The organism is Nocardiopsis sp. LDBS1602 (genome assembly GCF_035818715.1).
GTDB classification, from domain to species: Bacteria; Actinomycetota; Actinomycetes; order Streptosporangiales; family Streptosporangiaceae; genus Nocardiopsis; species Nocardiopsis alba.
This window is the reverse complement of the sequence record NZ_JAYLVW010000002.1, coordinates 361,970-384,815: the sequence shown is the minus strand read 5'-3', so window position 1 is coordinate 384,815 and position 22,846 is coordinate 361,970. Positions and strand designations below refer to the sequence as shown.

Below are 22,846 nucleotides of genomic sequence, written 5' to 3'. Positions count from 1 at the left end.
GTTTCGGTCGTTCCACCTCCCGGAGTGAAAGCCCAGGTCAGGGCATGACTGCATAGAGCATCACCATTTCAACGCAAAGTAATGAAGCATTGTGCTTAAAGAGAGGTTTAAGCTCCGGATGCACCCGTGATGCTGTCATGTTCAGTTCGGCCTCGGGTACGGACTCGCCGGATCGCGTGGTTCCCCGCCGCCGTTCGGGCCCTGTGGCCCCAAAGCGGAACCAGGGCCGGAACCACCCTCTGTGGACGGCCCGGAAGGGGTTCCGTCGTACCAACGGCGCAGGACCCCCTGAGGGACCTCCTCCGCGGTGAGCGCGTAGCAGATGTGATCTCTCCAGGCCCCGTCGATGTGCAACTGTCTACGGCGCACGCCCTCGTCTCGGAAGCCCAGTTTGGTGACCACACGCCTGCTGGCACGGTTCTCGGGACGGATGTTGGCCTCGATCCGATGGAGTCCGACGTGGAAGAAGGAGTGATCGACGGCCAGCGCGACCGCCGTCGGGGTGATACCGCGCCCCGCGTGGGCGCTGTCGATCCAGTAACCGACCTGCGCCGACCTGGCCGAACCCCACACGATGGCACCGATCGTCAGCTGACCGACGAAGCGCTCCTCGTAGGTGACCGCCCACGGCATGGACAACCCCTGTCGGGCCTCGCGACGGATCGCCTGGATCATCGCGACATAGGGGGCCAGACCGGTGGTGCGCAGCGGCATCTCCGGATAGGTCGGCTCCCAAGGACGCAGCCACTCGGCGTTGCGGGCCCGGGTGTCCCGTAGCTCGGGGGCGTCGCGAAGTCGCAGCGGACGAAGCGCGATCGGCCCCTCCCGCAGGGTGACCGGCCACCTCTGTCTGCGATTCACGTCATCCCTCCGAGGCCCTCTGCACCGCCCTGCGCGGATGCGACACCGGACCTGGGCGCACCCCTGCTCCCGTCGTCGGTGACACCTTCCAGTATTCCACTCCGAAGGTGTGCGGTGGCGGGCGTCGCCCCCTCCACACAGGAATCGGCTGATTCTAAACTCCATTCACTCCAGCACCGAAAGACGGCCTCAGGTCAAGGAATTCTCTACTACCGGAATGCCCGGGATGTGATTCCGGTCATTCTCCGGTCTCATTCACCCGAGGGTGATCGCCGCCGCCGAGCTGGTCGATGGCGTGTCCCAGCACCTGCTCCAACACGTCCATACCGTCGCTCACACCGCCCCGGGACCCGGGGAGATTGACGACGATCATGCGGTGACCGTCGCGTTCCACGACCCCGGCGAGACCACGCGAGAGGATCGCCGTGGGCACCCCCTTCTCCCGACCCGCGGAGCGCAGAGCCTCGGCCACACCGGGGATCTCGAAGCTCAGCAGAGCTCTGGTCTCCTCGGGCGTACGGTCCTGCGGGGTGAGTCCGGTGCCCCCGGTGGTGAGCACGGCGTCCACTCGTTCGTCCGACGCGCGCACGAGCGCCTCGCCGACCGGAGGCCCGTCCGGCACCACCCAGGGACCCAGCACGGAACACCCCATGGCCCGCAATCGGTCCGCGACGACCGGCCCGGAGCGATCCGGGTAGACCCCGGCCGCCGCACGATTCGATGCCGTGATCACCGCGACACGGTGTATCCTCCCGGCCGGTTCAGGCACCACGCCTCCAGTGCCCCTTCTTGCCGCCGACCTTCTCCTCGACCCGGACCCGGGTGATCTCGGCCTCGGGATCGATCGCCTTGACCATGTCGACCAGTCCGAGCGCCGCCGTCATCACACAGGTGAGCGCCTCCATCTCCACGCCCGTACGGTCGGCGGTGCGCACCGTGGCGGTGATGTCCACCCCCTCGTCCACGACCGTCAGGTCCACGTCGACCCCGTGCACGGCGATCGGGTGGCACAGGGGAACGAGGTCGGGCGTGCGCTTGGCCCCCTGGATCCCGGCGATGCGGGCGACCGCGAGGGCGTCCCCCTTGGGCACCTCCCCCTCACGCAGCGCGGCCACGGCCTCGGCCGCGAGCAGGACCCGCCCGGTGGCCGTGGCGGAGCGCGCTCCGACCTGCTTGCCGGAGACGTCGACCATGCGCGCGGCGCCGGACTCGTCGATGTGCGTGAGGCCCGAGGGATGCGCCTCGGGCTGCGGGGTGTCGGTCATCGGGGTCACCCGTCGTCTTCGCGTACAAAGCGCACGACCCACCGGACGGCGGGCCGCGGCGGGCGCGTGGTGACGCGCCCCACGACGACCGTACTCCTTCGCGACGCCACTTCCCGCAGGAGCCCGTGACCTCCCCCGGCTCAGCGCCCGGGCAGGAGCAGGACCTCGACGAGCTCCCCGGCGGCGAGTTCGGTCGTCTCCTCGGGGACGACCAGCAGACCGTCGGCGTCGGCCAGGGCCGAGAGCTGGTGCGACCCCTGCCGGACCGCCGGAGAGACCGTGTGTCCGCCCTCACCCTCCGGGCCGAGCACGGCCCGGAGGTGGGAGCGGCGCCCCTTGGGCGAGGTGACGTCGGTCGTCAGACGGGCGCTCACACTCGGCAGAGGTTCGGGGGTGAGCCCGCGCAGCCTCTGGATCACCGGACGGACGAACAGGTGGAAGGAGACGAAGGCGCTGACCGGGTTGCCCGGGAGCGTGATGATCGGTGTCCGGTCCGGGCCGATGACGCCGAACCCCTGTGGTTTTCCGGGCTGCACGGCCACGGAGGTGAACTCGACGGTCCCCTGCCGGCTCAGCACCTCCTTGACCACGTCGTAGGCGCCCATGCTGACCCCACCGGTGGTCACGACCAGGTCGGCTCGGACGAGCAGCCCCTCCAGCGTGTCCCGGACGCTCTCCGGGTCGTCGCCGACGAAGCCGTGGCGGTACACCTCACAGCCGGCCTCCTTGGCCGCGGCCGCGATCATGTAGCTGTTCGACTCGTAGATCTGGCCCGGGCCGAGGGGGTGTCCCGGTTCGACCAGCTCCTCCCCGGTCGAGAGCACCACCACCCGGGGACGGGGACGGACCGGGACCGTTCGACGCCCCACCGCGGCCAGCACCCCCATCTCGCCCGCTCCGACCAGGGCGCCCTCGCTCAGGACCGTCGCGCCCTCCTCCACGTCCTCGCCCCTGCGACGTACGAACGCCCCGGGCTCGGTCGGACGTTCGATCAGGACCTCGACCGCCCCGCCGTCGGTCCACTCGACCGGGACGACGGCGTCGGCGCCCTCGGGCATCGGGGCGCCGGTCATGATCCGGGCGCACAGGCCGGAGCGAATGGCCCCGGGAGAGGGGTCGCCCGCCGGGATGTCGGCCACCACCGGAAGTCGGACCGGAGAGGTGGGGGTGGCGGCGTCCAGGTCCGCGGAGTGGACCGCGTAGCCGTCCATCGAGGAGTTGTCGAAACCCGGGAGGGAGACGGTGGAGACCACCGGTTCGGCCAGCACCGTCCCGTGGGCCCGGAGCAGGTCGAGCTCCGTCGCCTCGGGGACGGAGACCAGCTCCAGCAGATCGGAGACGTGCCGTTCGACGCTCTTCATGGGGTCCTTCCGGGTCGTGAGACTCACTGGGAGCGTTCCGTCACACGGGACACGCTCCCCTCCCATTGTGGCCATCCATGCCGGGGAGGGCCCGGACCCGGCCCTCCCCCACCCGGTCGGTCGGGTCAGACGCGCCCTTCACCCTGACGGTCCACGAACTCGCGCAGCCAGGGCAGGAGCTCCTCGGCCAGGTCGGGACGGCGGCAGGCGAAGTCCACCACCGTGCGGATGTAGTCGGCCTTGTTCCCCGTGTCGTAGCGGCGCCCGCGCAACAGGACGCCTCGCACACCGCCCCCGTCCTCGGGCTTGGTGCGGGCCAGCTCCAACAGGGCGTCGGTCAGCTGGATCTCGCCGCCGCGGCCGGGCGGGGTGCGGTGCAGGACGGAGAAGACCTCGGGGTCGCAGATGTAACGGCCGATGATCGCCCAGCGGCTGGGAGCCTCCTCTTGGGAGGGCTTCTCGACCAGATCGGTGACGGTGACGACGTCGTCCTCCTCCGTCGGCTCCACCGCCGCGCACCCGTAGAGGGAGACCTGTTCGGGCTCCACCTCCATGAGCGCGACGACGCTCCCGCCGTGCTCCTGGCGGACCTCGATCATGCGGCGCAGCAGGTCCGCCGACTCGATCAGGTCGTCGCCGAGGAGCACCGCGAAGGGGTTGTCGCCCACATGCGCCTCCGCGCACAGGACCGCGTGCCCGAGCCCGCGAGGCTCCCCTTGGCGGACGTAGTGGACCTGGGCCAGGTCGCTGGACTCGCGGACGGAGCGGAGTTTGCCCTCCTCGCCCTTGGCCGCGAGGGCCTCCTCCAGCTCATAGGCCCGATCGAAGTGGTCCTCGATGGAACGCTTACTGCGTCCGGTGATCATGAGGACGTCGTGAAGACCCGATTCGACCGCCTCCTCCACCACGTACTGGATCGCGGGTTTGTCCACGATCGGCAGCATCTCCTTGGGGGTGGCCTTGGTCGCGGGCAGGAAGCGGGTGCCCAGCCCGGCCGCCGGGACGACCGCCTTGGTGACGGTCTCGGAGGACAGGGGTCGCGTTCGGTCGATGTCGGCGCTCATGGACAGGCACTTTAGGGCAGATATCGAGGTCCACGCGGCGGCTCACCGGTCGTGGCGGAGAGAAGTCCCCGCCCTTTCGGGTGAAGGCGTCGAAAACGCCACCCTGGGTTCACCGAAGGGGTGACGAACACCCTCCCCGACGGCACGATGTCACACTGGCCCCATGGGTGAGTCGAACGATCGGAGCCGATCCGACAAGCGCGCGCTGCGGGAACGTCTCCTCTCCGCACGCCGGGCGCGGAGCCCCGAGGAGCGCGCTCGCACGGGGGCCGCGATCCGCTCCGTCCTGTTGAGGCTGCCCGCTCCGCCCCTCGACGGCACCATCGCCTGCTACTACTCCGTGGGCGGCGAACCCGACACCCGAGGCCTGGTGGAGGACCTGTGGAGGGAGGGATCACGGGTGCTGCTCCCGATCTTCCGACCGGACGGTCCGATGGACTGGGCCGACTACGAAGGGCCCGAGAGCCTCGTCCCCGCCGGACACGGCCTGCTCGAACCCGGCGGCCCCCGCCGCGGCACCGAGGCGCTCGGCCTGGCCGACCTGGTGATCTGTCCGGCCCTGGCGGTGGACCGACGCGGCATGCGTCTGGGACGGGGCGCCGGCTGGTACGACCGCGCCCTGGAGTACAAGAGACCGGACGCCCCGGCCCTCGCCCTGGTCCACGACGAGGGCCTCGTCGAGTCCGTGCCCACCGAACCGCACGATCGCCCGATGGACGCGGTGGTGAGCCCGGGCGCGGGGCTGCTCCGCTTCACCCCTCTCCTTCCGGCCCTTGCCACGGCGACCGGGGATTAAGCCGACCACCTGGAACGTTGACGTCTTCGTCCGTGTCCCGACGGGGTCGGGCACGCGGCTCCCCTCCTCCGTTCCGCGACGTCGACGAGGGGCTGTCGCGGCCCTGGTCGGCGAACGCGTACTATTTAGCAGTCAACGGGCGTGAGTGCCGGCAAGGAGGACTTGGAACAGTGCCTACGTATCAGTACGCGTGCACCGAGTGTGACGCCCAGATGGAGGTCGTGCAGAGCTTCAGCGACGACTCTCTGACGGTCTGCCCCGAGTGCGAGGGTCGCCTGCGCAAGGTGTACTCGGCCGTGGGGATCGTCTTCAAGGGCTCGGGCTTCTACCGCACCGACAGCGGCAAGAGCACCACGAACAGCTCGGCGCTGACCGGCTCCTCCGAGAGCAAGGACAGCGGCTCCGGCGACACCGCCAAGTCCGGTGCCGCCACCGGGTCCACCGATTCCGGAAGCGCCTCCGGGGCGGCCAAGGACTCCTCGAACAGCACCAAGAGCACCGGTTCCACCACCGCCACCGCCGGCAGTGGTGGCGCGAGCGGTAGCTGAGCCACCGCACCGTTGACCGTGGCCGCGCCGCCGAGACCCCTCGGCGGCGCTTTCGTGTGTCCGGGAACCCGACGGCCGGAGATCCACCCTGTGGACAACCGCCCCGACCGCCCTTCGCCGGTCTAGCGTTGGAGGTATGGCCGATACCCCCTACCGCCACCGTCGCGGCCTTCTCCGACTCCTGGAGCGGTATCGGCGCCTCGTGGCGGCGCTGCTGACCGCGCTCGCCGCGATCTGCGCCGTGCTCGTCCTCCGTCCCCTTCCCGAGCCCGTCACCGAGGTCCTGGTCGCCGCCCACGATCTGGACGCCTCCGCTCCCCTGACCGAGGCCGACCTCGACACCCGGGAACTGCCCGACCGTCTTCTCCCCGAGGGCTCGCTCCGGCCCGGAGGCCGGGCCGCCGGACTGACGCCCAACGCCCCGGTGCGGGCCGGTGAGGTACTGACCGACGCCCGCCTGAGAGACCCTCCGGCCCTCCCCTACGGTCCCGGCCTGGTCGCCGTCCCGGTCCGGGTCTCCGACCCCGGGGCGGTGTCACTGCTCTCCCCCGGCAGCCGGGTGGACGTCCTGGCCGCCCGAGGGGTCGACGACCTCTCGAGCCCGTCCTCGCGCCCGGGGCCGGCGACCGAGGTGGTCGAGGACCGTCCCGTGCTCTCGATACCCGAGGAGGGCGCCGGTGGGGAGGGCGGGGCGCTCATTCTCATCGCCGCCACCCCGGGCGAAGCACGCCTCCTTGCCGGACACGCGACCACTTCACGACTGTCCGTCACCATCCGCGGTTGACCGATGACCAAAGGTGGTGAAAGCTGGCCCAGGCGTCCAACGGGACGCCTCAGAACAATCCCGATCACGTAGGGCAGCTTCCATGGAAGGCTTCAAGAAGTTCCTGCTCCAGGGCAACCTGGTGCAGTTGGCGGTCGCGGTCGTCATCGGCGCCGTTTTCTCCGGTCTCATCACCGCGTTCACCGAAGGGTTCATCACCCCGCTGCTCGGCATCTTCGGGGGTGTCCCCACCTTCGGCGACCTGTACTTCGAGATCAACGGCAGCCGCTTCCTCTACGGCGCCTTCATCGACGCCCTGATCTCCTTCCTGCTCACCGCGGCGATCCTGTACTTCTTCGTGGTCCTGCCCACGAGCAAGCTGTTGGAGAAGCTGATCAAGGCGGAGGAGGCCAGCACCCGCGAGTGCCCGCTCTGCTTCACCGAGATCAACAAGAAGGCCAGCCGCTGCCCCGCCTGCACCGGCGAGGTCACCCCGGAGATCACCACCACGGCCTAGATGTACGTACCCCGCACACGCGTGAGGGCGGTCCCCGCGGGGACCGCCCTCACGCGTTCTCGGTAACGCTAACCCTCGAACTCCCAATGCCAGGGTTCGAACGGGTTGGACTTGGCCCAGGCCGGATGGATCCAGCCGTAGCGGCCCCCGTTGGTCTCCATCCAGTTCCACTTGTCGGAGCGGAAGTTCTGGATGCCGCACCCGAGGTCGATCGCCTGTCCCAGACCGTGGTTACTGGTGCCCGGGACCGCCGCGAAACCGGGCGGCACCTCGCCGTACACACGGTGCTGGTTGGGCAGGTCACGGTAGGAGCTGGTGATGCAGATGTTCTCGCCGAACTGCTCCACGTGCTCCATGTTCAGTTCGAGGAAGGCCTTGGCGGCGTCCGCTCGAAGGGAATGCCCGTCGTAGAGCTCGCACAGGGCCTCCTTCGGCAGCAGGCCGTTGGGGTAGCCGTCCGCCTTGGAGGCGGCCGAGGGGTCGCAGTCGGCCGCGGCCATGAAGGTGTCCGGGTCCAGCCCTCGCGACTCCAGTTCGTCGGTGAGCGCGTTCGTGCTCTCCTCGGACTGGGCGCGCAGGTCGTCCACCTTGGCGGCGAGCTCGGCCTGTTCGAGCTGGGTGAAGGTCTGGAGGTCCTGGGCTTCGCCGGCCAGGCCGATCTGCTCCTCGCGCAGGTCGGTGGCGTCCTGGATGAGCGCCTGGTTGTCCTCGGAGAGCTTGGCCGCGTAGGACTGCGTCTGAAGGTCCTCGTCGAGGTCGCCCGCCGCGAGGATGCCGAGCACCCCGGCCTCGGGCTGCTGGTACATGGTGCTGGCCAACTGGGCGAGCGGTTCGCGCATCTCACCGAGGTCCACCTCGATGCGCTGGAGCTCGTGAAGGGTGTCGACCAGTTCCTCCTGGGCCTTCTCCAGCTCCTCTTGGCGCTCGACGTACTCGTCGGTCGCCTTCTCCAGCTCCTTGGACGCCTCCTCGGCGTTGTTACGCAGTTCCTCCAGGCTCGACTGCGCGGATGCGGGCTCCAGGCCCGACTCCGGCAGAGGGACGACCAGCAGAGCGGTGAGCAGGACGAGTGTGAGCGCCTGCGTCATCCGGACCCGCTGAAGCGTCCCCAGGGCGCCCAACGCCCCGGTACCCGGCGCGCGGGACCTGCGCCGCGCCGAATCAGAAGTGAACGGCACGAAGATCCTCCGGCTGCATTTTCCTCGAACACCTACTCGTGACCGCAAGGCAAGGTACTACATGTCCACATGCGGACACACTGGACAGATCTGGCTGAAGGTGGCTTCTCGGGGCCGTCGGCCGCCTCGATGGGCGGCACCCCGGCCCGCCTTCCGTGGAAGACCTGGTCGTCAGAGCGACAACACCTGTCACATCCATCAACCCACAGTGACCGTAACGCTCAACCTGCCATAATCGCGACACGCGACATGAACAACATCACACCGTCACCAGGACAACCGATCGTAGGTCAGCGTACTGTGCCACGTACACAGCGTGCCCCCAAGGCACCCGCCGAACACCAATCGGCACCCCATGCACGCCCATCCTGGGTTAGGCTTGACCCCGAGACGGGGTAACCTCCGTCTCTGGTGATCATCATGGCTCCGTAGCTCAGGGGATAGAGCACCGCTCTCCTAAAGCGGGTGCCGCAGGTTCGAATCCTGCCGGGGCCGCCGTGAGAACCGTGGGGCGTCATCTCCGTTCGGAGGTGGCGCCCTCGTCGTTTTCCCGCACCAGAATTCACCCTACTGGCGGCCAACTCCTCACAAACCCGCCCGCCCGCCCACCCCTCTCCCTGTGTCCCTTTCCGCCCACGGGAGAGCTGCTGCCGGTGGGCCGGGGCGGACGAGGTGGGCGGTCTTCGGAGAGGAGATCGTCCGGCGCGTCGTGTCGGAACGTCGCTTCGAGCCCTCGGACGTCGATCATGGAGACCCGACCGACCAGGTCGGAGGGGTCGCGACCATGGTCGAACGGGGAGTGGGCGAATGGCGGGCGAGGACGACCGGACCGAACGGGAGACGGGGCGGACCCCCGGATCGCGGGGGCGGCAGAGGGGCGGGTCGCCCTCGGCGATCGCGTCGGCGCTCACGAGGGACCCCCAGCCGGGCCCCCAGCACTGGGGCGGACCCCGACCCAGGCGCGCCAAGCCCGACGTGTTCTTCCCGCGCGACTTCCCCCACCTGGCCCCGCCCAAGAAGAGGGGCTAGGAACGGCGGGGGCGGAGCACGTATCCGACGTAGCCGTATTCGTGGCCGTGCTCCCGGTACAGCCGGATCTCCCTGCGGACGTCCTCGGCGGCGGCGACCGCGTGCGGGTCCTCCGGGTCGATCATGGCGGCCCGCGCGTCCAACGGTGCGTAGTAGGCCTCCACCCAGTCGCTGTCGGGGAGCAGGTAGGTGGCGGTCACCGTGTAGCCCGCCGCGGTGGCCTGCTCGACGTTCTCCCCGGTGCCGCGCAGCGGGTAGGCGGCGTCCCAGTACGCTCGGGCCTCCTTCGAGGGGGCGTCGGTGAGCCACCCGCATTCGGTGACCACCAGGACGCCCTCGGGGGAGAGCAGCCGACGCCAGGAGGCCAGCGCCGAGCCGAAGCCGATGTTGTAGGCGGCGCCCTCACTCCAGATCAGGTCGAGGGAACCGTCGGGCAGGTCGTCCAGGGCGTCCATCGATCCGTGTCGCGCGTGGACGCGGTCGGCGACCCCGGCGGCCTCCGCGGCCGTCCTCAGCTGTTCGAGGAAGGGCGGATAGACGTCCACGGCGGTCACGTGCGCCCCTTCGATCCCGGCCAGGATCAGGGTCGCCGCGCCGGTGCCGCTGCCCAGGTCCAGTACGCGGGGCCGCTCCGGCAGGGGCGCGGCCAGGGAGAGGAGCAGTTCGGTGGTGGCCCGCGAGCCCGGCCCCTGACGTTCCTGTCCCTCGTGCAGGGTGAGCGCCGCTTTGAGCGAAGGGTCGTCGAAGTCGAGGTCGAACGCCATGAGGGCACTCCGTGTCGGGTCGTGTGATCAGGGACGACGGGGGGCGCGGGGGACCCACCCTAGCCCTCTTCCTCCGGTTCTCGGGGGTCAGAGGAGGTTGCGCCAGGGCATGAGGACGATCTCGCTGAACTTGGCCATGAAGGGGCGGCTCCGCCATTCCTCCTCGGTCAGCTCCCGGGCGTTGGTGAGGTCGGTGGTGAAGACCCGCTCCAGGTGCGCGGCGACGTCCTCGTCGAAGAGCTCCACGTTGATCTCGTAGTTGCCGGTCAGGCTGAGCCGATCGACGTTGGCGGTGCCGATGGTGCTCCAGCGGCCGTCCACGGTGGCGGTCTTGGCGTGCACCATGGCGTTCTGGTAGAGCCACAGCCGCACTCCGCCCCGGAGCAGCTCGGCGTAGCGGCCCCGGGCCATCCAGTCGGCGACGACGTGGTTGGAGTTCTCCGGGACGAGGACGTTGACGTCCACCCCCCGTTCGGCGGCCTCGATGAGGACCTTGGCCAGCTCTCGATCGGGGATGAAGTAGGCCTGGGTGAAGATCACCCGCGTTTTGGCCCGATCCACCGCCTCCAGGAACATCGCCCGGATCGGATAGATGAGGAGTTCGGGCACGTTGCGGTGGACCCGGATGCGGGAGTCCCACTCGGCCTGGCCGAGCCCCTCCAGTTCGGGTTCGCGGGCGCCCTTGTTGGTGTTCCAGAAATCGATGAAGGCGTTCTCCAACTCCCACACCGCGGGCCCGGCCACCTTGAGGTGGGTGTCCCGCCATTCGATGGCGTAAGTGGAACCGATGTTGAAGCCTCCGACGAACCCCACCTCACCGTCCACGGTGAGGATCTTGCGGTGGTCACGGCCGGATTTGCGCACGTTCAGGAACAGCACGCCGACGCGGAAGGCGGGGTAGCGCAGGACCCGCACCGAGGGCGGGAAGTCGAAGAAGCGTCGGGGGACCACGAGGTTGGCGAAGCCGTCGTAGACGACGTACACCTCCACACCGCGTTCGGCGGCCTCGATCAGGGCGGCCTTGAACTCCTGGCCCACGGCGTCGGACTTGACGATGTAGGACTCGAAGAGGATGCGGCGCCTCGCCCCTCGAATGGCGTCGAGCATGTCCTCGAAGAGGTCCGTGCCGTAGGTGTAGACCGTGGCGGTGTTGTCGCCGACCGGTATCGACGCGGGTTCGGTGCGGGGGAAACCGGCCCGGTGGGGGCGCACCTTCTTGCGCCAGTGATCGATCCCGATGAGGGTGGCGACCACGGCGACCTGGGTGGCGAGCAGGCCCAGCAGTCCTCGCCGGACCCAGGTCATGACGGTCGAGCGTCTCAGCATACGGTCGCCTCCCGGAACAGGACGTCCGCCGCGGACCGCCCATGACGGCGACCCGACACAGGTTCCGTCCCACCGTATACCTGCGCACAGCAGGACACCGGCCGCGAATCGCCCGTATCGCCGATCTCTCTTTCGAGGTCAGTCGTCCTCGCGACGCTCGAGGACGAGCAGCTCGGTGGTGGGGCTCTCCGTACGCCCGCGGACCAGCCGTCGGTCCACCTGGTAGAGCGCCGCTCCGGCCAGCCATCCGGTCGGCCCGGTGAGCGTGACCGCGCGCAGGAAGGCCCCCCAGACCTTGCGCCAGGGCAGGGAGGCGTCCACTTGGGCGTTCATCAACATGAGCATCGGCACGCGATGGACGATGTCGAACCCGGCCTTGTCCGCCACCGCGGCGATCGTCTCCAGAGTCCGGTTGACCTGGTGCTCGCCGCGCTGTTCGGGGCGTTGGAGGCAGTTCTCCGAGATGATGAGGGTGCCGCCCGGGCGCACGACCCGGCCGAGCTGGACGAAGGCGGAGGCGTAGCGGTCGTCGTCGGTGATGTGGAAGAGCACGTCCATGCAGGAGGCGACGTCGAAGTCGGCCCGACCGAAGGCGTCCAGTTCCGAGGCGTCCTGCCGGACGAAGCGGTGGCGGGGGAAACGTCCCCGTAGGCGTTCCACGGCGGCGTCGGTCATGTCGCAGCCGGTCACCTCGCCGGCACCGAGTCGGTCCCACAGCCCCACGTAGAAGCCGGTGCCGCTGCCCACGTCCAGGACACTGGCCCCGCCGAGCCCGAGACGGCCGATCTCGCGGAGGAAGACCTCCTCGCGCACCTTGTACATCCAGCTGTTGAAGGGCCTGCCCAGAGCGCGGTAGCCCACCCCGCTCTCGGTCCAGTCCCCTTCGAGGCGATGCTCCCAGAAGTCGCGCAGTTCACTGTGTGTAGCCATGCCATAACTCTCACACCGGGCGGCGGCGTTGTCCTGTCGAAGCGCCGGGGCCCCGCGCGGTTCTCCCGCTCCCACGACCTCGGAGAAGGAGGTGGTGGGAGCGACGGCACGGTGTGCCGGGTTTGTCCCCGCGAGGCGCTAGACATGGAACATCCGCGGCACACCCAGGAGAGCGCATGACCATCAACCAGAACCTGACCGAGTTCGCCGGCCTGCCGGTGGTGGACTTCCCCGCCGAAGGGCTCGACGAGTACTCCCTGCCGCGAGGTGACTCCGGTCTGACCCACGAGGAACACCGGGACCGGTGGATCGAGGCGGCGAAGGATCCGGCCGCGTGGGCCTGGCGGCTGCGCGTCGAGTCCTACGAACCGGAGGAGGAGTTCGGTCCGTGTTTCCTGCGTTTTCTCGAGGCGGTGGACACCACGCCCATCACCGCCCTGGTCGTGGGCATGACCGGTTCGGTGGAGGACGAGCCCGGCTACCTGGAGGCCCGTGACCTGCTGATCCGGCACCGGGACGCGTTCCCGAACCTGCGCTCGATCTTCCTCGGCGACGTGACCTTCGAGGAGAGCGAGGTGTCCTGGCTGAACCACACGGACGTGGCGCCGCTCCTGGCCGCCTATCCCGAACTGGACACCCTGGTCACGCGCGGTACCGGCGATTCCCAGTACCGGGCTTCGGACGAGGAGCCGACCGAGGACACCGTGCTGCGGCTGCACGTCCCCCGTCACGAGGGGCTGCGACGTCTCATCGTCGAGTCGGGCGGCCTGCGCGGGCGGATGTGCCGGGAGCTCTGCTCCTCCGACCTGCCTCGATTGGAGCACCTGGAGTTGTGGTTGGGGCTGGAGGACTACGGCTACGACGCCGTCCCCGAGGACCTGGCCCCGCTCCTGTCCGGCGAGGCCTTCCCCGGCCTGCGCCACCTGGGCCTGCGCAACGCGGAGGACACCGACGACTGGGTGCGGGTTCTGGCCTCGGCCCCGATCCTGGCCCGTCTGGAGACCCTGGACCTGTCCTTGGGCACCCTCCGGGAGGAGGGGGCACGGATCCTGATGGAGACCCCCGCCTTCCACGCTCTGCGCCGGATCGACCTGCACCACCACTACCTTTCGGAGGAGGCGCGCGACCGGCTCCGCGAGGCGCTGACCGCCTCCGGGGTGGAGGTCGATCTGAGCGAGGAGCGCGAGCCCTCCCATTTCTCCGGCGAGGACCTCTACTACCCGGCCGTGGGCGAGTGAGCGCGCCGCGTTCCGACCGTCCCCTTCTCCCCTCCCCGACGAAGGAGTCTCCATGATCGGCGAGTGCCTCACCGAGTACGCGGGACTTCCCGTGGTCGACTTCCTCGAGGACGAGGAGGACCGGCCCACGCCGTCCTCGGTCGTCTGGCGGCTGCATTCCATGTACGGCGAGGAGGGGTTCCTCGGCACGGTGGACCGGTTCGTCCAGGAGGTGGACACATCGAAGGTCACCGCCCTGGTGATCGGCGACTGGGGGGTTCAGGGCGGCAAGGATCTCTCCTCCGCCGGTGCGCGCGACGCCCTCGTCGAGCACGCCGCCGCGTTCCCGGCGCTGCGTTCCCTGTTCCTCGGCGACATCACCTTCGAGTTGAGCGAGATCTCGTGGCTCCAGCAGTCCGATCTGGCCCCGCTCCTGGTCGCCTATCCGGCCTTGGAGGAACTGACCGTCCGCGGGGTGGGCGACACCTACGTCGACCCCGACGTACTGGCGTTGCACGTCCCCGGGCACCCCTCTCTGCGCTCCCTGACCGTGCAGAGCGGTGGTCTGCCCGGACGGGTCGTGCGCGAGATCGTCTCGTCGTCCCCGCTCCCGTTGGAGCGGCTGGAGCTGTGGCTGGGCGTGGAGCACTACGGGTACGACGTCGTTCCCGAGGACCTGGCGCCGATCCTGTCCGGCGAGGCCTTCCCCGACCTGCGCCACCTGGGCCTGCGCAACGCGCAGGACACCGGTGACTGGGCGCGCCGTCTGACCGCGTCGCCGCTCCTGGCCCGGCTCACCTCCGTGGACCTCTCCCTGGGGTCCCTGCGCGGGAAGGACGTCGAGCACCTGATCGCCTCGGTCCCGCTCCTGGCCCATCTGGAGAGCCTGGATCTGCACCACCACTACCTGTCGGAGGAGGAGACCGAGCGGGTGCGCGCCGCGTTCGCCGAGACGGGGGTACGGGTCGACCTCTCCGATCGGCGGGAGGTCCGCGGCGACGAGGACGACCTCTTCACCTACTACCCGTCCGTGGGCGAGTGACCGTGCCCCTACCGTCGATCGACCGTCCCCTGGTAGTGGTGTGCGTGCCGGGCAATCGGCGGCGTGCCCTGTTCGCCGAGGCGACCCGGGGAATCGGTCTACCGGAGCCGATCGTGCTCCCCTGGCACGAGCTGGCCGACCCCTCCGCGACCGTGCGCCTGCCCGAGGGCGCCCTGGTGCGGGTCGACTCGGCCGGCGAGGACACCGCCACCGCGCGGCTGTTGCGCGGGCTCCCCCACGATCCGGACCTTTACCGGGTGGAGGGGGCGGCCGAGCAGCACCGGGGGTTCGTGCGCGCCCTGGAACGGCTGTCCACGGTGGTGGCGTCCACCCCCGACGCCCACCTGCTCCAGGACCCGGCCGACCTGGTGGACATGTGCGACAAGCGCCGCTGCCACGCCCGGCTGGAGGCGGCGGGAATCCCGGTGCCGCCGGCCCTGCCCGGACCGATCACCGGCTACGGGCACCTGCGCTCCCTCATGGCCGAGCACCGGATGCCCCGGGTGTTCGTCAAACCGGCGCACGGCTCGTCCGCGTCCGGGGTGATCGCGTTGTCGACGGCCTCGGGGGGCCGGGTCAGGGCCGTCACCTCCGCCGCTCTGCGCCGTTCCGAGAACGGTCGGGCTGAGCTGTACAACTCCCTGCGCCTGCGCACCTACACCGACGAGGCCGAGGTCGCGGCGGTGGTGGACGCGCTGGTCGCCGAGGGCCCGCACGTGGAACGCTGGTCGCCCAAGGCCTCCCTCGATGGTCGCGTGGTGGACCTCCGGGTCCTGGTCGTGGCGGGTCGTGCCACCCACGTGGTGGTGCGCTCGTCCCGTTCTCCGTTGACCAACCTGCACCTGGGCAACGCCCGAGGGGACCTGGAGGCGCTGCGCTCGAGCATGGGCCCCGGTTCCTGGGGCGAGGCGATGTCCGTCGCCGAACGGGCCGCCGCGGTCTTCGATTCCACTCTGCACGCCGGGGTGGACCTGTTGATCTCACCCGACCGTCGTCGGTTCACGATCTGCGAGGTCAACGCCTTCGGCGACCTTCTCCCCGGGGTCCTGCACGAGGGGCGGAGCACCCACGCGGAACAGCTGCACGCCCTGGCGACCGGTCGTTTCCCCCTACCGCCCCGCCGAACCCCGTCCCCCGAATCCCGATATCCGTCCTCACCCACACTGGAACCTCGTTGAACACCAGCACGACCGGGGCCGTCCGGCCCGGAGCCACACCGGACATGAACACCGTGGTGGGCACGCACGACATCCTGCTGCTCACCCTGGACACCCTGAGGTACGACGTGGCGGTCGAGCTCGCCGACGCCGGCCGTATCCCGAACCTGGCCCGCCTGCTCCCCGAGGGCGGTTGGGAGGAGCGGCACTCCCCCGCGAGCTTCACCTACGCCTCCCACCTGGCCATGCTCGCCGGGTTCCTGCCCACCCCCTCCTCGCCCGGCCCGCACCCCCGCCTGTTCGCCGCCGCCTTCCCCGGCAGCGTCTCGACCGCCCCGGGCACCTGGACGTTCGACACCCCGGACCTGGCCTCGGGCCTGGCCACCGAGGGCTATCACACGGCCTGTGTGGGCGGTACCGGCTTCTTCAACCGCCGTTCGGCCCTGGGGTCGGTGCTGCCCGACATGTTCGCCGAGAGCCATTGGGAGGAGTCCTTCGGGGTCACCGACCCCCGCTCCTTCGAGCACCAGGTGGAGCGGGCCGTCTCGATCACCACGGCGATCCCCGCCGAGCGCCCCCTCTTCCTCCTGCTCAACGTGTCCGCCCTGCACCAGCCCAACTGGTTCCATCTGCCCGGGGCGACCCGCGAGGCCGGTGACACCAGGGAGAGCCACGCCGCCGCCCTGGAGTACGTGGACCGCCACCTGCCCCCGCTGCTCACCGCGATGGCCGCCCGCCGCCCCTGTTTCGCGATCGTGTGCTCGGACCACGGCACCGCCTACGGCGAGGACGGGCACACGGGCCACCGGATCGGCCACGAGGTCGTGTGGACGGTCCCCTACACACACGCCGTCCTGCCGCACGGCCACGTCCACGAGGAGGAGAACGCGTGAGCGTCGTCCCGATGACCGAGCCCGTGCGCCCGGACTCCCCGTACCGCTCGTACGTGTACGCCTATCCGCACAAGACGGCCTATCGCCCGTTCGAGGAACGGCCGCGCCTGGCCGACCTGTGGCGGGATGAGGAGGTCGGCGCGCTGTCGCTGTACGCGCACATCCCCTTCTGCGAGATGCGCTGCGGTTTCTGCAACCTGTTCACCCGTTCCACCCCGCCGGCCGAACAGGTCACCGCCTACCTCGACGCCATGGAGCGGCAGGCCGAGGCCGTCGCCTCCGGCCTGCCGGAGGGCGCCGCCTTCGCCCGCGCGGCCCTGGGCGGCGGCACCCCCACCTACCTGACCGCCGACGAGCTGGCACGGACCTACTCCATCATCGAATCGGCCTTCGGGGTGGACCTGAAGCGGATCCCGATGTCCGTGGAGACCTCACCGGCCACCGCGACCCCCGATCGGCTCCGGGTCCTGGAGTCGCTCGGCGTCACCCGGATCAGCATGGGGGTGCAGAGCTTCCTCGACCCCGAGGCGCACGCCGCCGGCCGTCCGCAGAAGCGCGCGGAGGTGGACCTCGCCCTGGCCGCCATCCGCGAGCACACCCGCGCCGACCTCAACGTGGACCTCATCTACGGCATCGAGCGGCAGACCCCGGACACCTGGAGGTACTCGCTGGACACGGCGCTGTCGTGGCGACCGGAGGAGGTCTACCTCTACCCGCTCTACGTGCGCCCGCTCACCGGTCTGGGTCGTCGCGCCCGTGCCTGGGACGACCACCGTCTGTCCCTGTACCGCCAGGGCCGGGACCATCTGCGCGAGCGCGGATACGAGCAGGTGTCCATGCGGATGTTCCGTCGGGCGGACGCACCGACGACGGCCCTCCCCGACCATTCCTGTCAGACCGACGGCATGGTGGGTCTGGGCTGTGGTGCCCGCTCCTACACCCGCGGCACCCACTACTCCTTCGACTACGCGGTGGGGATCGGGAAGGTGCGGTCGATCATCGAGGACTACGTCGGCCGGGACACCGAGGACTTCACCCGGGCCGAGGTGGGGTTCCACCTGGACGAGGAGGAACGTCGCCGCCGCCACGTGCTCCAGTCGCTGTTGCGGGTGGAGGGGTTGGACGTGGCCGCCTACACGGAGCGGTTCGGCTCCCACCCGGCCGCCGACCTGCCCACCGAGTTCGCCGCCCTGAACGCCCGGGGATGGCTGGTCCCCGGGGAGGACTCCGTCGACTCCGGAACGCTCCGTCTCACCGATGAGGGCCTGGCCCACTCCGACGCGATCGGACCGGACCTGTTCTCCGCGCGGGTGAACCGGCTCATGGACGAGTACGAGGCCGGGTGACCCGATGGCCTCGAACCGTCTCGTCGACCTGCCCGACCCGTCCCCCCGGGCGGGGTCGGGTTCGCACGCCCCTCTCCCGGAGCACCTCACCCTTCTCTACCGGGGCCCGTTGGCCAGTTGCGACTACGACTGCCCCTACTGTCCCTTCGCCAAGCGTCGGGACTCCCCCGAGACCCTGCGCGTGGACCGGGCCGCCCTGGAACGCTTCACCGACTGGGTGGCGGCCCGGGCCGAGGCCGACCCCGGAACCCGGATCTCGGTGCTCTTCACCCCGTGGGGCGAGGGGCTGGTCCGCTCCTGGTACCGGCGGGCCATCACCCGGCTGAGCGGTATGGCGCACGTGGAGCGGGTGGCGATCCAGACCAACCTGAGCGGACGGACGGGCTGGCTCGCCGACTGCGACCGGACGAAGGCGGCGCTGTGGGCCACCTACCACCCCGGCGAGGTGGCGCACGAGCGTTTCCTCGCCAAGGCCCGCGAACTGACCGCCATGGGCGTGCGCTTCAGCGTGGGAACGGTGGGTCTGCCCGAACACCTGGACGCGGTCCGGCGGATGCGCGCCGATCTGCCCGAGGAGGTGTACCTGTGGGTGAACGCCGCCGAGGGGCGCTCCTACACCGACGCCGAGGCGGCCCTCTGGCAGGCGATCGATCCGCACTTCCACTACAGTCGCCTCCCTCACCCCGCCCGGGGTCTTCCCTGTCGTACGGGTGACACCGTGCTGTCCGTGGACGGCGAGGGGAACGTACGACGGTGTCACTTCGTGGACGTGCCGCTGGGCAACCTGTACGACGGCTCCTTCCGCGCGCGTCTGGGGCCCTCGGCCTGCCCTCTCACGAGCTGTGACTGCCACATCGGCTACGTCCATCTGGAGCCGTTGGACCTGTACGAGGTGTTCCGGGGAGGCGTGATCGAGCGGATCCCCGCCCGGTGGCCCTCCTGACGGGCGGACGTCAGAAGCATCGGTATCCCCTCGAAACCGTCCTTCTCGACCGCCATAATGCGTCCATGGTCCTTCCTCGTGTCATCGCCACCGACCTCGACGGAACCCTCCTCGGACGCACGGGAGAGGTCTCCGAACGCAACCGACGGGCCCTGAACTCCGCCATCGAGGCGGGCGTCCGGGTGGTGATCGTGACCGCCCGACCGCCTCGGGACACCGAGCACATCGCCGCCCTGTTCGACTGCGCCGCGGTGGTCTGCGGCAACGGCGCCCACGCCCGGCTCCCCGGCCGGGACCCCCTGCTCCGAGCGATCGACCCCTCCCTCTCCGAGACCCTCGTCACCAAGATCCGCGCCTCCCTGCCCGACGCCGGCCTCGGTTTCGGGGTGGAGACCGGAACGGGCTTCTACCACGACGCCGACTACGCGCTCGAATGGTGGATGTCGCCCGACGGGGTCTCGGGAGTGCTCGACGACACCGACGCCCTGCTGGAGGCGGCCTCCCCGGTCGCCAAACTCCTCGTCCGTTCGGCGGGCACCCCGGTGAACCTGATGTACGAGGCGGCCCTGAGCGCCGTCGGCCCTCTGGCCGAGGTGACCTACTCCGGTGGGGCCGGACTGTTGGAGGTGAGCGCGGCCGGGGTGAACAAGGGCGGCACCCTCGCCCTGTTGTGCGAGGAGTGGGGGGTGGCCCGCGAGGAGGTGGTGGCCTTCGGCGACATGCCCAACGACCTCTCCGCCCTCACCTGGGCCGGATCCGGTTACGCGATGGAGAGCGGACACCCGGGGCTGCTCGCCCCGGAGCTGGGACTGCGGGTGGCCCCGTCCAGCTTCGAGGACGGCGTGGGCCGCGTGGTCGAGGAGCTCCTGGCCGGAGCCTGAGGCCGGACATGGAACCGCCCCGGAACGTCTCGGACGTTCCGGGGCGGGGTCCTTCCCGGGGTTCAGTGGAGCAGCTTGAGGCCGATCACACCGGCCACGATCGCGATGAGGCACAGCGCCTTGGGAAGGCTGAAGCCCTCCCCGAGGAAGAAGGAGCCGATCAGAGCGGTGCCGACCACACCGATCGACACCCACACGGCGTAGCCGGTGCCCAGGGGGATGGTGCGCAGCGCGTAGGCCAGACCGGCCATGCTCAGCGCCAGGGTGACCACGAAGGTCACCGACGGCCACAGACGGGTGAAGCCCTGAGAGGCGTTGAGCGCCGCCGCCCAGGCGGTCTCGAGAAGACCCGAGATCACGAGTACGAGCCAGGCCATGACCTGTTACCTCCACGAACGCAGGGATCGGTGCGCGCCGTCTTGTCATGACCGGGTACGGCGCCCTCGTCCGGGGTCCACAGGTGCTCGAACGGTACAACGGCCCCCTTCACGGGGGGATTCCGGGGTGGGTGGAGGGGTCGGTCACCATCGTCGGGCGTCGTGTCCGACGTCGGACGCGACCGCCCGGCGACCGTTCGGCGCTTCAGGTGACCGTTGGTCGCACGGTGGACGACCGCTCGACGCTCCGCGTCCGCGTTCGGCGCTCGCCCGCGCGAGCCCCCTGCTCAGGGCAAGTGCCCCTCCTTACAGTGCCGGGTAACCCAGGTCACATATCGGGAACCGGCACCCGTCGGCGCACACGACCCCTGCCCATCCCCCGGAGGTAACGAGCAGCATGGCGAAGAACAGGCCCACCAAGGATCCGACACCACCACCCGAGAACGACGGGGCCGCGGCGCAGGAGCGTGCCTTCGTGGCCATGCACTCCGACCCCCGGTTCCACGAGCTCAAGCGCAGGCTGTACCGCTTCATCTTCCCGATGAGCGTCGCCTTCATGATCTGGTACCTCCTCTACGTCCTGATGTCCGCGTTCGGACGTGAGGTGATGGGCACGGTGCTGTTCGGCAACGTCAACGTCGCCCTGGTCTTCGGGATCCTCCAGTTCGTCTCCACCTTCGGGATCGCGATCCTCTACACGATGTACGCGAACCGGAACTTCGACTCCCGCGCCGCCGTGCTGCGCGACGAACTCCAGAGCGAGCTCGACGGCAAGGAGGGCGACCGATGATCCTCGCGCAGGAGGTGGTGAGCGAGAGCAGCCGGATCGTCACCCTCGGCCTCTTCACCCTCATGATCGCGGCCACGATCGGCATCACGGTCTGGGCCAGTCGCAACACCCGTTCGGCCACCGACTTCCACTCCGGTGGGCGCGGCTTCTCCCCGCTCCAGAACGGTCTCGCCATCGGCAGCGACTACATGTCGGCCGCGTCCTTCCTGGGCATCGCCGGCATGATCGCGCTGTTCGGCTACGACGGCTTCCTCTACTCCATCGGCTTCCTGGTGGCGTGGCTGGTGGCCCTCCTCCTGGTGGCCGAGCTGCTGCGCAACTCCGGCCGCTACACCATGGGCGACGTGCTGTCGTACCGCATGCAGCAGCGCCCGGTGCGCACCGCCGCCGCCGTCTCGACGATCGTCGTCTCGATCTTCTACCTCCTCGCCCAGATGGTCGGCGCGGGCGCCCTCATCGCCCTGCTGCTCGGCATCCAGGAGGGACAGACCTTCCTGGGCATGGACGCCCCCACCGCCAAGATCGTCGGCATCGTCGTCATCGGTCTGCTGATGACCATCTACGTGACCTTCGGCGGTATGAAGGGCACCACCTGGGTCCAGATCGTCAAGGCCGTCATCCTCATGGTCGGCGCGGCCCTGCTCACCCTGCTGACGCTGTCGCTGTACGGGTTCAACCTCGGCGCCCTCATGGGCGACGCCGCCAACGCCAGCCAGGCCGCCGCCGACGGCAACGCGGCCGGTTTCCTGGAGCCGGGGCTGCGCTACGGCGTCGAGGTCGCGGGCGACCCCCTCCAGACCCTGTGGAACAAGCTCGACCTGATCAGCCTCGGGCTGGCCCTGGTCCTGGGCACCGCCGGTCTGCCGCACATCCTCATCCGCTTCTACACGGTCCCCGACTCCGGCAGCGCCCGGAAGTCCGTCAACTGGGGTATCGGCCTCATCGGCGCCTTCTACCTGATGACCCTCGTCCTCGGCTTCGGCGCCGCGGCCCTGGTCGGCCACGAGGCCATCACCGCCCAGGACGCGGCGGGCAACACCGCGGCCCCCCAGCTGGCGCAGGTGGTGGGCACCACCCTCGGCGGGGACATGGCGGGCGCCGTGCTCCTGGCGATCATCGCCTCCGCCGCCTTCGCCGCGATCCTGTCGACCGTGGCGGGCCTGGTCATCGCCTCGTCCTCCTCCCTGGCGCACGACTTCTACAACTCGGTGATCCGCAAGGGCAAGGCCACCGGAAGCGAAGAGGTCAAGGTCGCCCGGCTCTCCGCGCTGGCCATCGGCGCCGTCGCCATCGTCCTGGCGATCTTCGCCCAGAACCTCAACGTGGCCTTCCTGGTCTCCCTGGCGTTCGCGATGGCCGCCTCGGCCAACCTGCCGACCCTGCTGCTCAGCCTGTTCTGGAAGCGGTTCAACACCGCGGGGGCCCTGGCCGGTATCTACGGCGGCCTGATCAGCGCGGTCGGTCTGGTGTTCTTCTCGCCGGTGGTCTCCGGTTCCGAGAGCGCGCTCATGCCCAACGTCGACTTCGCGTGGTTCCCGCTGCCCAACCCGGCCCTGGTGTCCGTGCCGATCAGCGTCCTGTGCGCGGTCGTCGGCACCTACATGTCCAAGGAGCGCGACTTCGACAAGTTCGCGATGCTCCAGGTCCGCGCCCTCACCGGCGCGGGGGCGGAGAAGGCCGCCGACCACTGACCGTCGTGGGCGGGGTCCACGACGCCGCCCGTACCCCCGGCCCGCCGGTCTCCTTCGGGGACCGGCGGGTCCGTGCGTTCCTTCGTCGGGAAAGGGAGACCCGGACG

At 69.8% G+C, this 22,846-nt stretch carries 24 protein-coding genes, 1 tRNA gene and 1 riboswitch; of the genes, 15 read left to right on the top strand and 10 right to left on the bottom strand.

What is annotated here, in order from left to right; genetic code table 11:
- Positions 1-141 precede the first annotated feature (141 nt).
- The 5 genes from U9J66_RS09830 to galU form a co-directional block, all read right to left on the bottom strand.
- Positions 142-861 carry a GNAT family N-acetyltransferase gene (locus tag U9J66_RS09830; RefSeq protein WP_014908406.1) on the bottom strand — a complete coding sequence of 240 codons (720 nt, stop codon included), beginning with the start codon at positions 859-861 and terminating at the stop codon, positions 142-144.
- 238 nt (positions 862-1,099) lie between these two features.
- Positions 1,100-1,594, bottom strand: a complete 495-nt coding sequence (locus U9J66_RS09825) for a MogA/MoaB family molybdenum cofactor biosynthesis protein (protein ID WP_014909347.1) — start codon at positions 1,592-1,594, stop codon at positions 1,100-1,102.
- A gap of 28 nt (positions 1,595-1,622) precedes the next feature.
- The gene (gene moaC, locus U9J66_RS09820; protein ID WP_026124763.1) at positions 1,623-2,126 is read right to left on the bottom strand and encodes a cyclic pyranopterin monophosphate synthase MoaC; all 504 of its coding nucleotides are present in this window, start codon (positions 2,124-2,126) and stop codon (positions 1,623-1,625) included.
- Between the two features lie 140 nt (positions 2,127-2,266).
- Positions 2,267-3,487, bottom strand: coding sequence for a molybdotransferase-like divisome protein Glp (gene glp / locus U9J66_RS09815; RefSeq protein WP_161110673.1), 1,221 nt, complete (start codon positions 3,485-3,487; stop codon positions 2,267-2,269).
- Positions 3,488-3,612: 125 nt separating this feature from the next.
- Positions 3,613-4,551, bottom strand: coding sequence for a UTP--glucose-1-phosphate uridylyltransferase GalU (gene galU, locus U9J66_RS09810; RefSeq protein WP_017533296.1), 939 nt, complete (start codon positions 4,549-4,551; stop codon positions 3,613-3,615).
- 163 nt (positions 4,552-4,714) lie between these two features.
- Between galU and U9J66_RS09805 the strand changes: the two genes are divergently transcribed.
- The 4 genes from U9J66_RS09805 (at position 4,715) to U9J66_RS09790 (ending at position 7,175) form a co-directional block, all read left to right on the top strand.
- On the top strand, positions 4,715-5,347 hold the full coding sequence (locus tag U9J66_RS09805) for a 5-formyltetrahydrofolate cyclo-ligase (RefSeq protein ID WP_326337552.1): 633 nt from the start codon (positions 4,715-4,717) through the stop codon (positions 5,345-5,347).
- 170 nt (positions 5,348-5,517) lie between these two features.
- Positions 5,518-5,895, top strand: a complete 378-nt coding sequence (locus U9J66_RS09800) for an FmdB family zinc ribbon protein (protein ID WP_014910673.1) — start codon at positions 5,518-5,520, stop codon at positions 5,893-5,895.
- Positions 5,896-6,031: 136 nt separating this feature from the next.
- A complete protein-coding gene (locus U9J66_RS09795) occupies positions 6,032-6,679 on the top strand; it encodes an SAF domain-containing protein (protein ID WP_326337551.1) in 648 nt (215 codons plus the stop codon).
- Between the two features lie 82 nt (positions 6,680-6,761).
- Positions 6,762-7,175, top strand: a complete 414-nt coding sequence (locus U9J66_RS09790) for an MscL family protein (RefSeq protein ID WP_014911884.1) — start codon at positions 6,762-6,764, stop codon at positions 7,173-7,175.
- Between the two features lie 68 nt (positions 7,176-7,243).
- Here the strand turns inward: U9J66_RS09790 and U9J66_RS09785 are convergent, their stop codons facing one another.
- Positions 7,244-8,353: a M15 family metallopeptidase gene (locus tag U9J66_RS09785; protein WP_014908247.1), complete on the bottom strand. Its 1,110-nt coding sequence runs from the start codon at positions 8,351-8,353 to the stop codon at positions 7,244-7,246.
- 422 nt (positions 8,354-8,775) lie between these two features.
- On the opposite strand from U9J66_RS09785, the gene U9J66_RS09780 reads away from it, so the two are divergent.
- Positions 8,776-8,848 (top strand) — tRNA-Arg (locus U9J66_RS09780).
- A gap of 312 nt (positions 8,849-9,160) precedes the next feature.
- Positions 9,161-9,382 carry a hypothetical protein gene (locus tag U9J66_RS09775; RefSeq protein ID WP_014911157.1) on the top strand — a complete coding sequence of 74 codons (222 nt, stop codon included), beginning with the start codon at positions 9,161-9,163 and terminating at the stop codon, positions 9,380-9,382.
- Here the strand turns inward: U9J66_RS09775 and U9J66_RS09770 are convergent.
- The 3 genes from U9J66_RS09770 to U9J66_RS09760 form a co-directional block, all read right to left on the bottom strand.
- Positions 9,379-10,146, bottom strand: coding sequence for a class I SAM-dependent methyltransferase (locus U9J66_RS09770; protein ID WP_014912349.1), 768 nt, complete (start codon positions 10,144-10,146; stop codon positions 9,379-9,381). The genes U9J66_RS09775 and U9J66_RS09770 overlap by 4 nt on opposite strands.
- Before the next feature lie 87 nt (positions 10,147-10,233).
- Positions 10,234-11,472, bottom strand: a complete 1,239-nt coding sequence (locus tag U9J66_RS09765; RefSeq protein WP_014911394.1) for a phospholipase D-like domain-containing protein — start codon at positions 11,470-11,472, stop codon at positions 10,234-10,236.
- A gap of 138 nt (positions 11,473-11,610) precedes the next feature.
- The gene (locus U9J66_RS09760; RefSeq protein ID WP_326337550.1) at positions 11,611-12,402 is read right to left on the bottom strand and encodes a class I SAM-dependent methyltransferase; all 792 of its coding nucleotides are present in this window, start codon (positions 12,400-12,402) and stop codon (positions 11,611-11,613) included.
- A gap of 176 nt (positions 12,403-12,578) precedes the next feature.
- Here U9J66_RS09760 and U9J66_RS09755 point away from each other — a divergent pair, with 176 nt between their 5' ends.
- The 7 genes from U9J66_RS09755 (at position 12,579) to U9J66_RS09725 (ending at position 19,881) form a co-directional block, all read left to right on the top strand.
- The gene (locus U9J66_RS09755; protein WP_326337549.1) at positions 12,579-13,640 is read left to right on the top strand and encodes an STM4015 family protein; all 1,062 of its coding nucleotides are present in this window, start codon (positions 12,579-12,581) and stop codon (positions 13,638-13,640) included.
- 52 nt (positions 13,641-13,692) lie between these two features.
- Positions 13,693-14,661, top strand: coding sequence for an STM4015 family protein (locus U9J66_RS09750; RefSeq protein ID WP_326337548.1), 969 nt, complete (start codon positions 13,693-13,695; stop codon positions 14,659-14,661).
- Positions 14,658-15,839: an STM4014 family protein gene (locus tag U9J66_RS09745; RefSeq protein WP_326337547.1), complete on the top strand. Its 1,182-nt coding sequence runs from the start codon at positions 14,658-14,660 to the stop codon at positions 15,837-15,839. The genes U9J66_RS09750 and U9J66_RS09745 overlap by 4 nt, the downstream gene beginning before the upstream one ends.
- A gap of 44 nt (positions 15,840-15,883) precedes the next feature.
- A complete protein-coding gene (locus tag U9J66_RS09740) occupies positions 15,884-16,711 on the top strand; it encodes an STM4013/SEN3800 family hydrolase (protein ID WP_326337702.1) in 828 nt (275 codons plus the stop codon).
- An 11-nt stretch (positions 16,712-16,722) separates the two neighbouring features.
- The gene (locus U9J66_RS09735; RefSeq protein ID WP_326337701.1) at positions 16,723-18,057 is read left to right on the top strand and encodes an STM4012 family radical SAM protein; all 1,335 of its coding nucleotides are present in this window, start codon (positions 16,723-16,725) and stop codon (positions 18,055-18,057) included.
- A 4-nt stretch (positions 18,058-18,061) separates the two neighbouring features.
- Positions 18,062-19,000, top strand: a complete 939-nt coding sequence (locus tag U9J66_RS09730; protein WP_326337546.1) for an STM4011 family radical SAM protein — start codon at positions 18,062-18,064, stop codon at positions 18,998-19,000.
- A 65-nt stretch (positions 19,001-19,065) separates the two neighbouring features.
- A complete protein-coding gene (locus U9J66_RS09725) occupies positions 19,066-19,881 on the top strand; it encodes an HAD family hydrolase (RefSeq protein WP_161110680.1) in 816 nt (271 codons plus the stop codon).
- A gap of 62 nt (positions 19,882-19,943) precedes the next feature.
- Here the strand turns inward: U9J66_RS09725 and U9J66_RS09720 are convergent, their stop codons facing one another.
- The gene (locus tag U9J66_RS09720) at positions 19,944-20,258 is read right to left on the bottom strand and encodes a DMT family transporter (RefSeq protein WP_017533283.1); all 315 of its coding nucleotides are present in this window, start codon (positions 20,256-20,258) and stop codon (positions 19,944-19,946) included.
- Between the two features lie 31 nt (positions 20,259-20,289).
- Positions 20,290-20,356: riboswitch (guanidine-III (ykkC-III) riboswitch) on the bottom strand.
- 299 nt (positions 20,357-20,655) lie between these two features.
- On the opposite strand from U9J66_RS09720, the gene U9J66_RS09715 reads away from it, so the two are divergent.
- On the top strand, positions 20,656-21,048 hold the full coding sequence (locus U9J66_RS09715) for a DUF485 domain-containing protein (protein WP_326337545.1): 393 nt from the start codon (positions 20,656-20,658) through the stop codon (positions 21,046-21,048).
- Positions 21,045-22,739, top strand: coding sequence for a solute symporter family protein (locus tag U9J66_RS09710; RefSeq protein ID WP_326337544.1), 1,695 nt, complete (start codon positions 21,045-21,047; stop codon positions 22,737-22,739). Before U9J66_RS09715 ends, U9J66_RS09710 begins: the two co-directional genes overlap by 4 nt.
- Positions 22,740-22,846: the final 107 nt, after the last annotated feature.

Bases quoted from the DNA above. Each gene is read 5' to 3' on its own strand.
- moaC (WP_026124763.1), bottom strand. From the start codon at position 2,126: ATGACCGACACCCCGCAGCCCGAGGCGCATCCCTCGGGCCTCACGCAC.
- glp (WP_161110673.1), bottom strand. From the start codon at position 3,487: ATGAAGAGCGTCGAACGGCACGTCTCCGATCTGCTGGAGCTGGTCTCC.
- galU (WP_017533296.1), bottom strand. From the start codon at position 4,551: ATGAGCGCCGACATCGACCGAACGCGACCCCTGTCCTCCGAGACCGTC.
- U9J66_RS09805 (WP_326337552.1), top strand. From the start codon at position 4,715: ATGGGTGAGTCGAACGATCGGAGCCGATCCGACAAGCGCGCGCTGCGG.
- U9J66_RS09795 (WP_326337551.1), top strand. From the start codon at position 6,032: ATGGCCGATACCCCCTACCGCCACCGTCGCGGCCTTCTCCGACTCCTG.
- U9J66_RS09790 (WP_014911884.1), top strand. From the start codon at position 6,762: ATGGAAGGCTTCAAGAAGTTCCTGCTCCAGGGCAACCTGGTGCAGTTG.
- U9J66_RS09775 (WP_014911157.1), top strand. From the start codon at position 9,161: ATGGCGGGCGAGGACGACCGGACCGAACGGGAGACGGGGCGGACCCCC.
- U9J66_RS09770 (WP_014912349.1), bottom strand. From the start codon at position 10,146: ATGGCGTTCGACCTCGACTTCGACGACCCTTCGCTCAAAGCGGCGCTC.
- U9J66_RS09765 (WP_014911394.1), bottom strand. From the start codon at position 11,472: ATGCTGAGACGCTCGACCGTCATGACCTGGGTCCGGCGAGGACTGCTG.
- U9J66_RS09760 (WP_326337550.1), bottom strand. From the start codon at position 12,402: ATGGCTACACACAGTGAACTGCGCGACTTCTGGGAGCATCGCCTCGAA.
- U9J66_RS09755 (WP_326337549.1), top strand. From the start codon at position 12,579: ATGACCATCAACCAGAACCTGACCGAGTTCGCCGGCCTGCCGGTGGTG.
- U9J66_RS09750 (WP_326337548.1), top strand. From the start codon at position 13,693: ATGATCGGCGAGTGCCTCACCGAGTACGCGGGACTTCCCGTGGTCGAC.
- U9J66_RS09740 (WP_326337702.1), top strand. From the start codon at position 15,884: ATGAACACCGTGGTGGGCACGCACGACATCCTGCTGCTCACCCTGGAC.
- U9J66_RS09735 (WP_326337701.1), top strand. From the start codon at position 16,723: ATGACCGAGCCCGTGCGCCCGGACTCCCCGTACCGCTCGTACGTGTAC.
- U9J66_RS09730 (WP_326337546.1), top strand. From the start codon at position 18,062: ATGGCCTCGAACCGTCTCGTCGACCTGCCCGACCCGTCCCCCCGGGCG.
- U9J66_RS09725 (WP_161110680.1), top strand. From the start codon at position 19,066: ATGGTCCTTCCTCGTGTCATCGCCACCGACCTCGACGGAACCCTCCTC.
- U9J66_RS09720 (WP_017533283.1), bottom strand. From the start codon at position 20,258: ATGGCCTGGCTCGTACTCGTGATCTCGGGTCTTCTCGAGACCGCCTGG.
- U9J66_RS09715 (WP_326337545.1), top strand. From the start codon at position 20,656: ATGGCGAAGAACAGGCCCACCAAGGATCCGACACCACCACCCGAGAAC.
- U9J66_RS09710 (WP_326337544.1), top strand. From the start codon at position 21,045: ATGATCCTCGCGCAGGAGGTGGTGAGCGAGAGCAGCCGGATCGTCACC.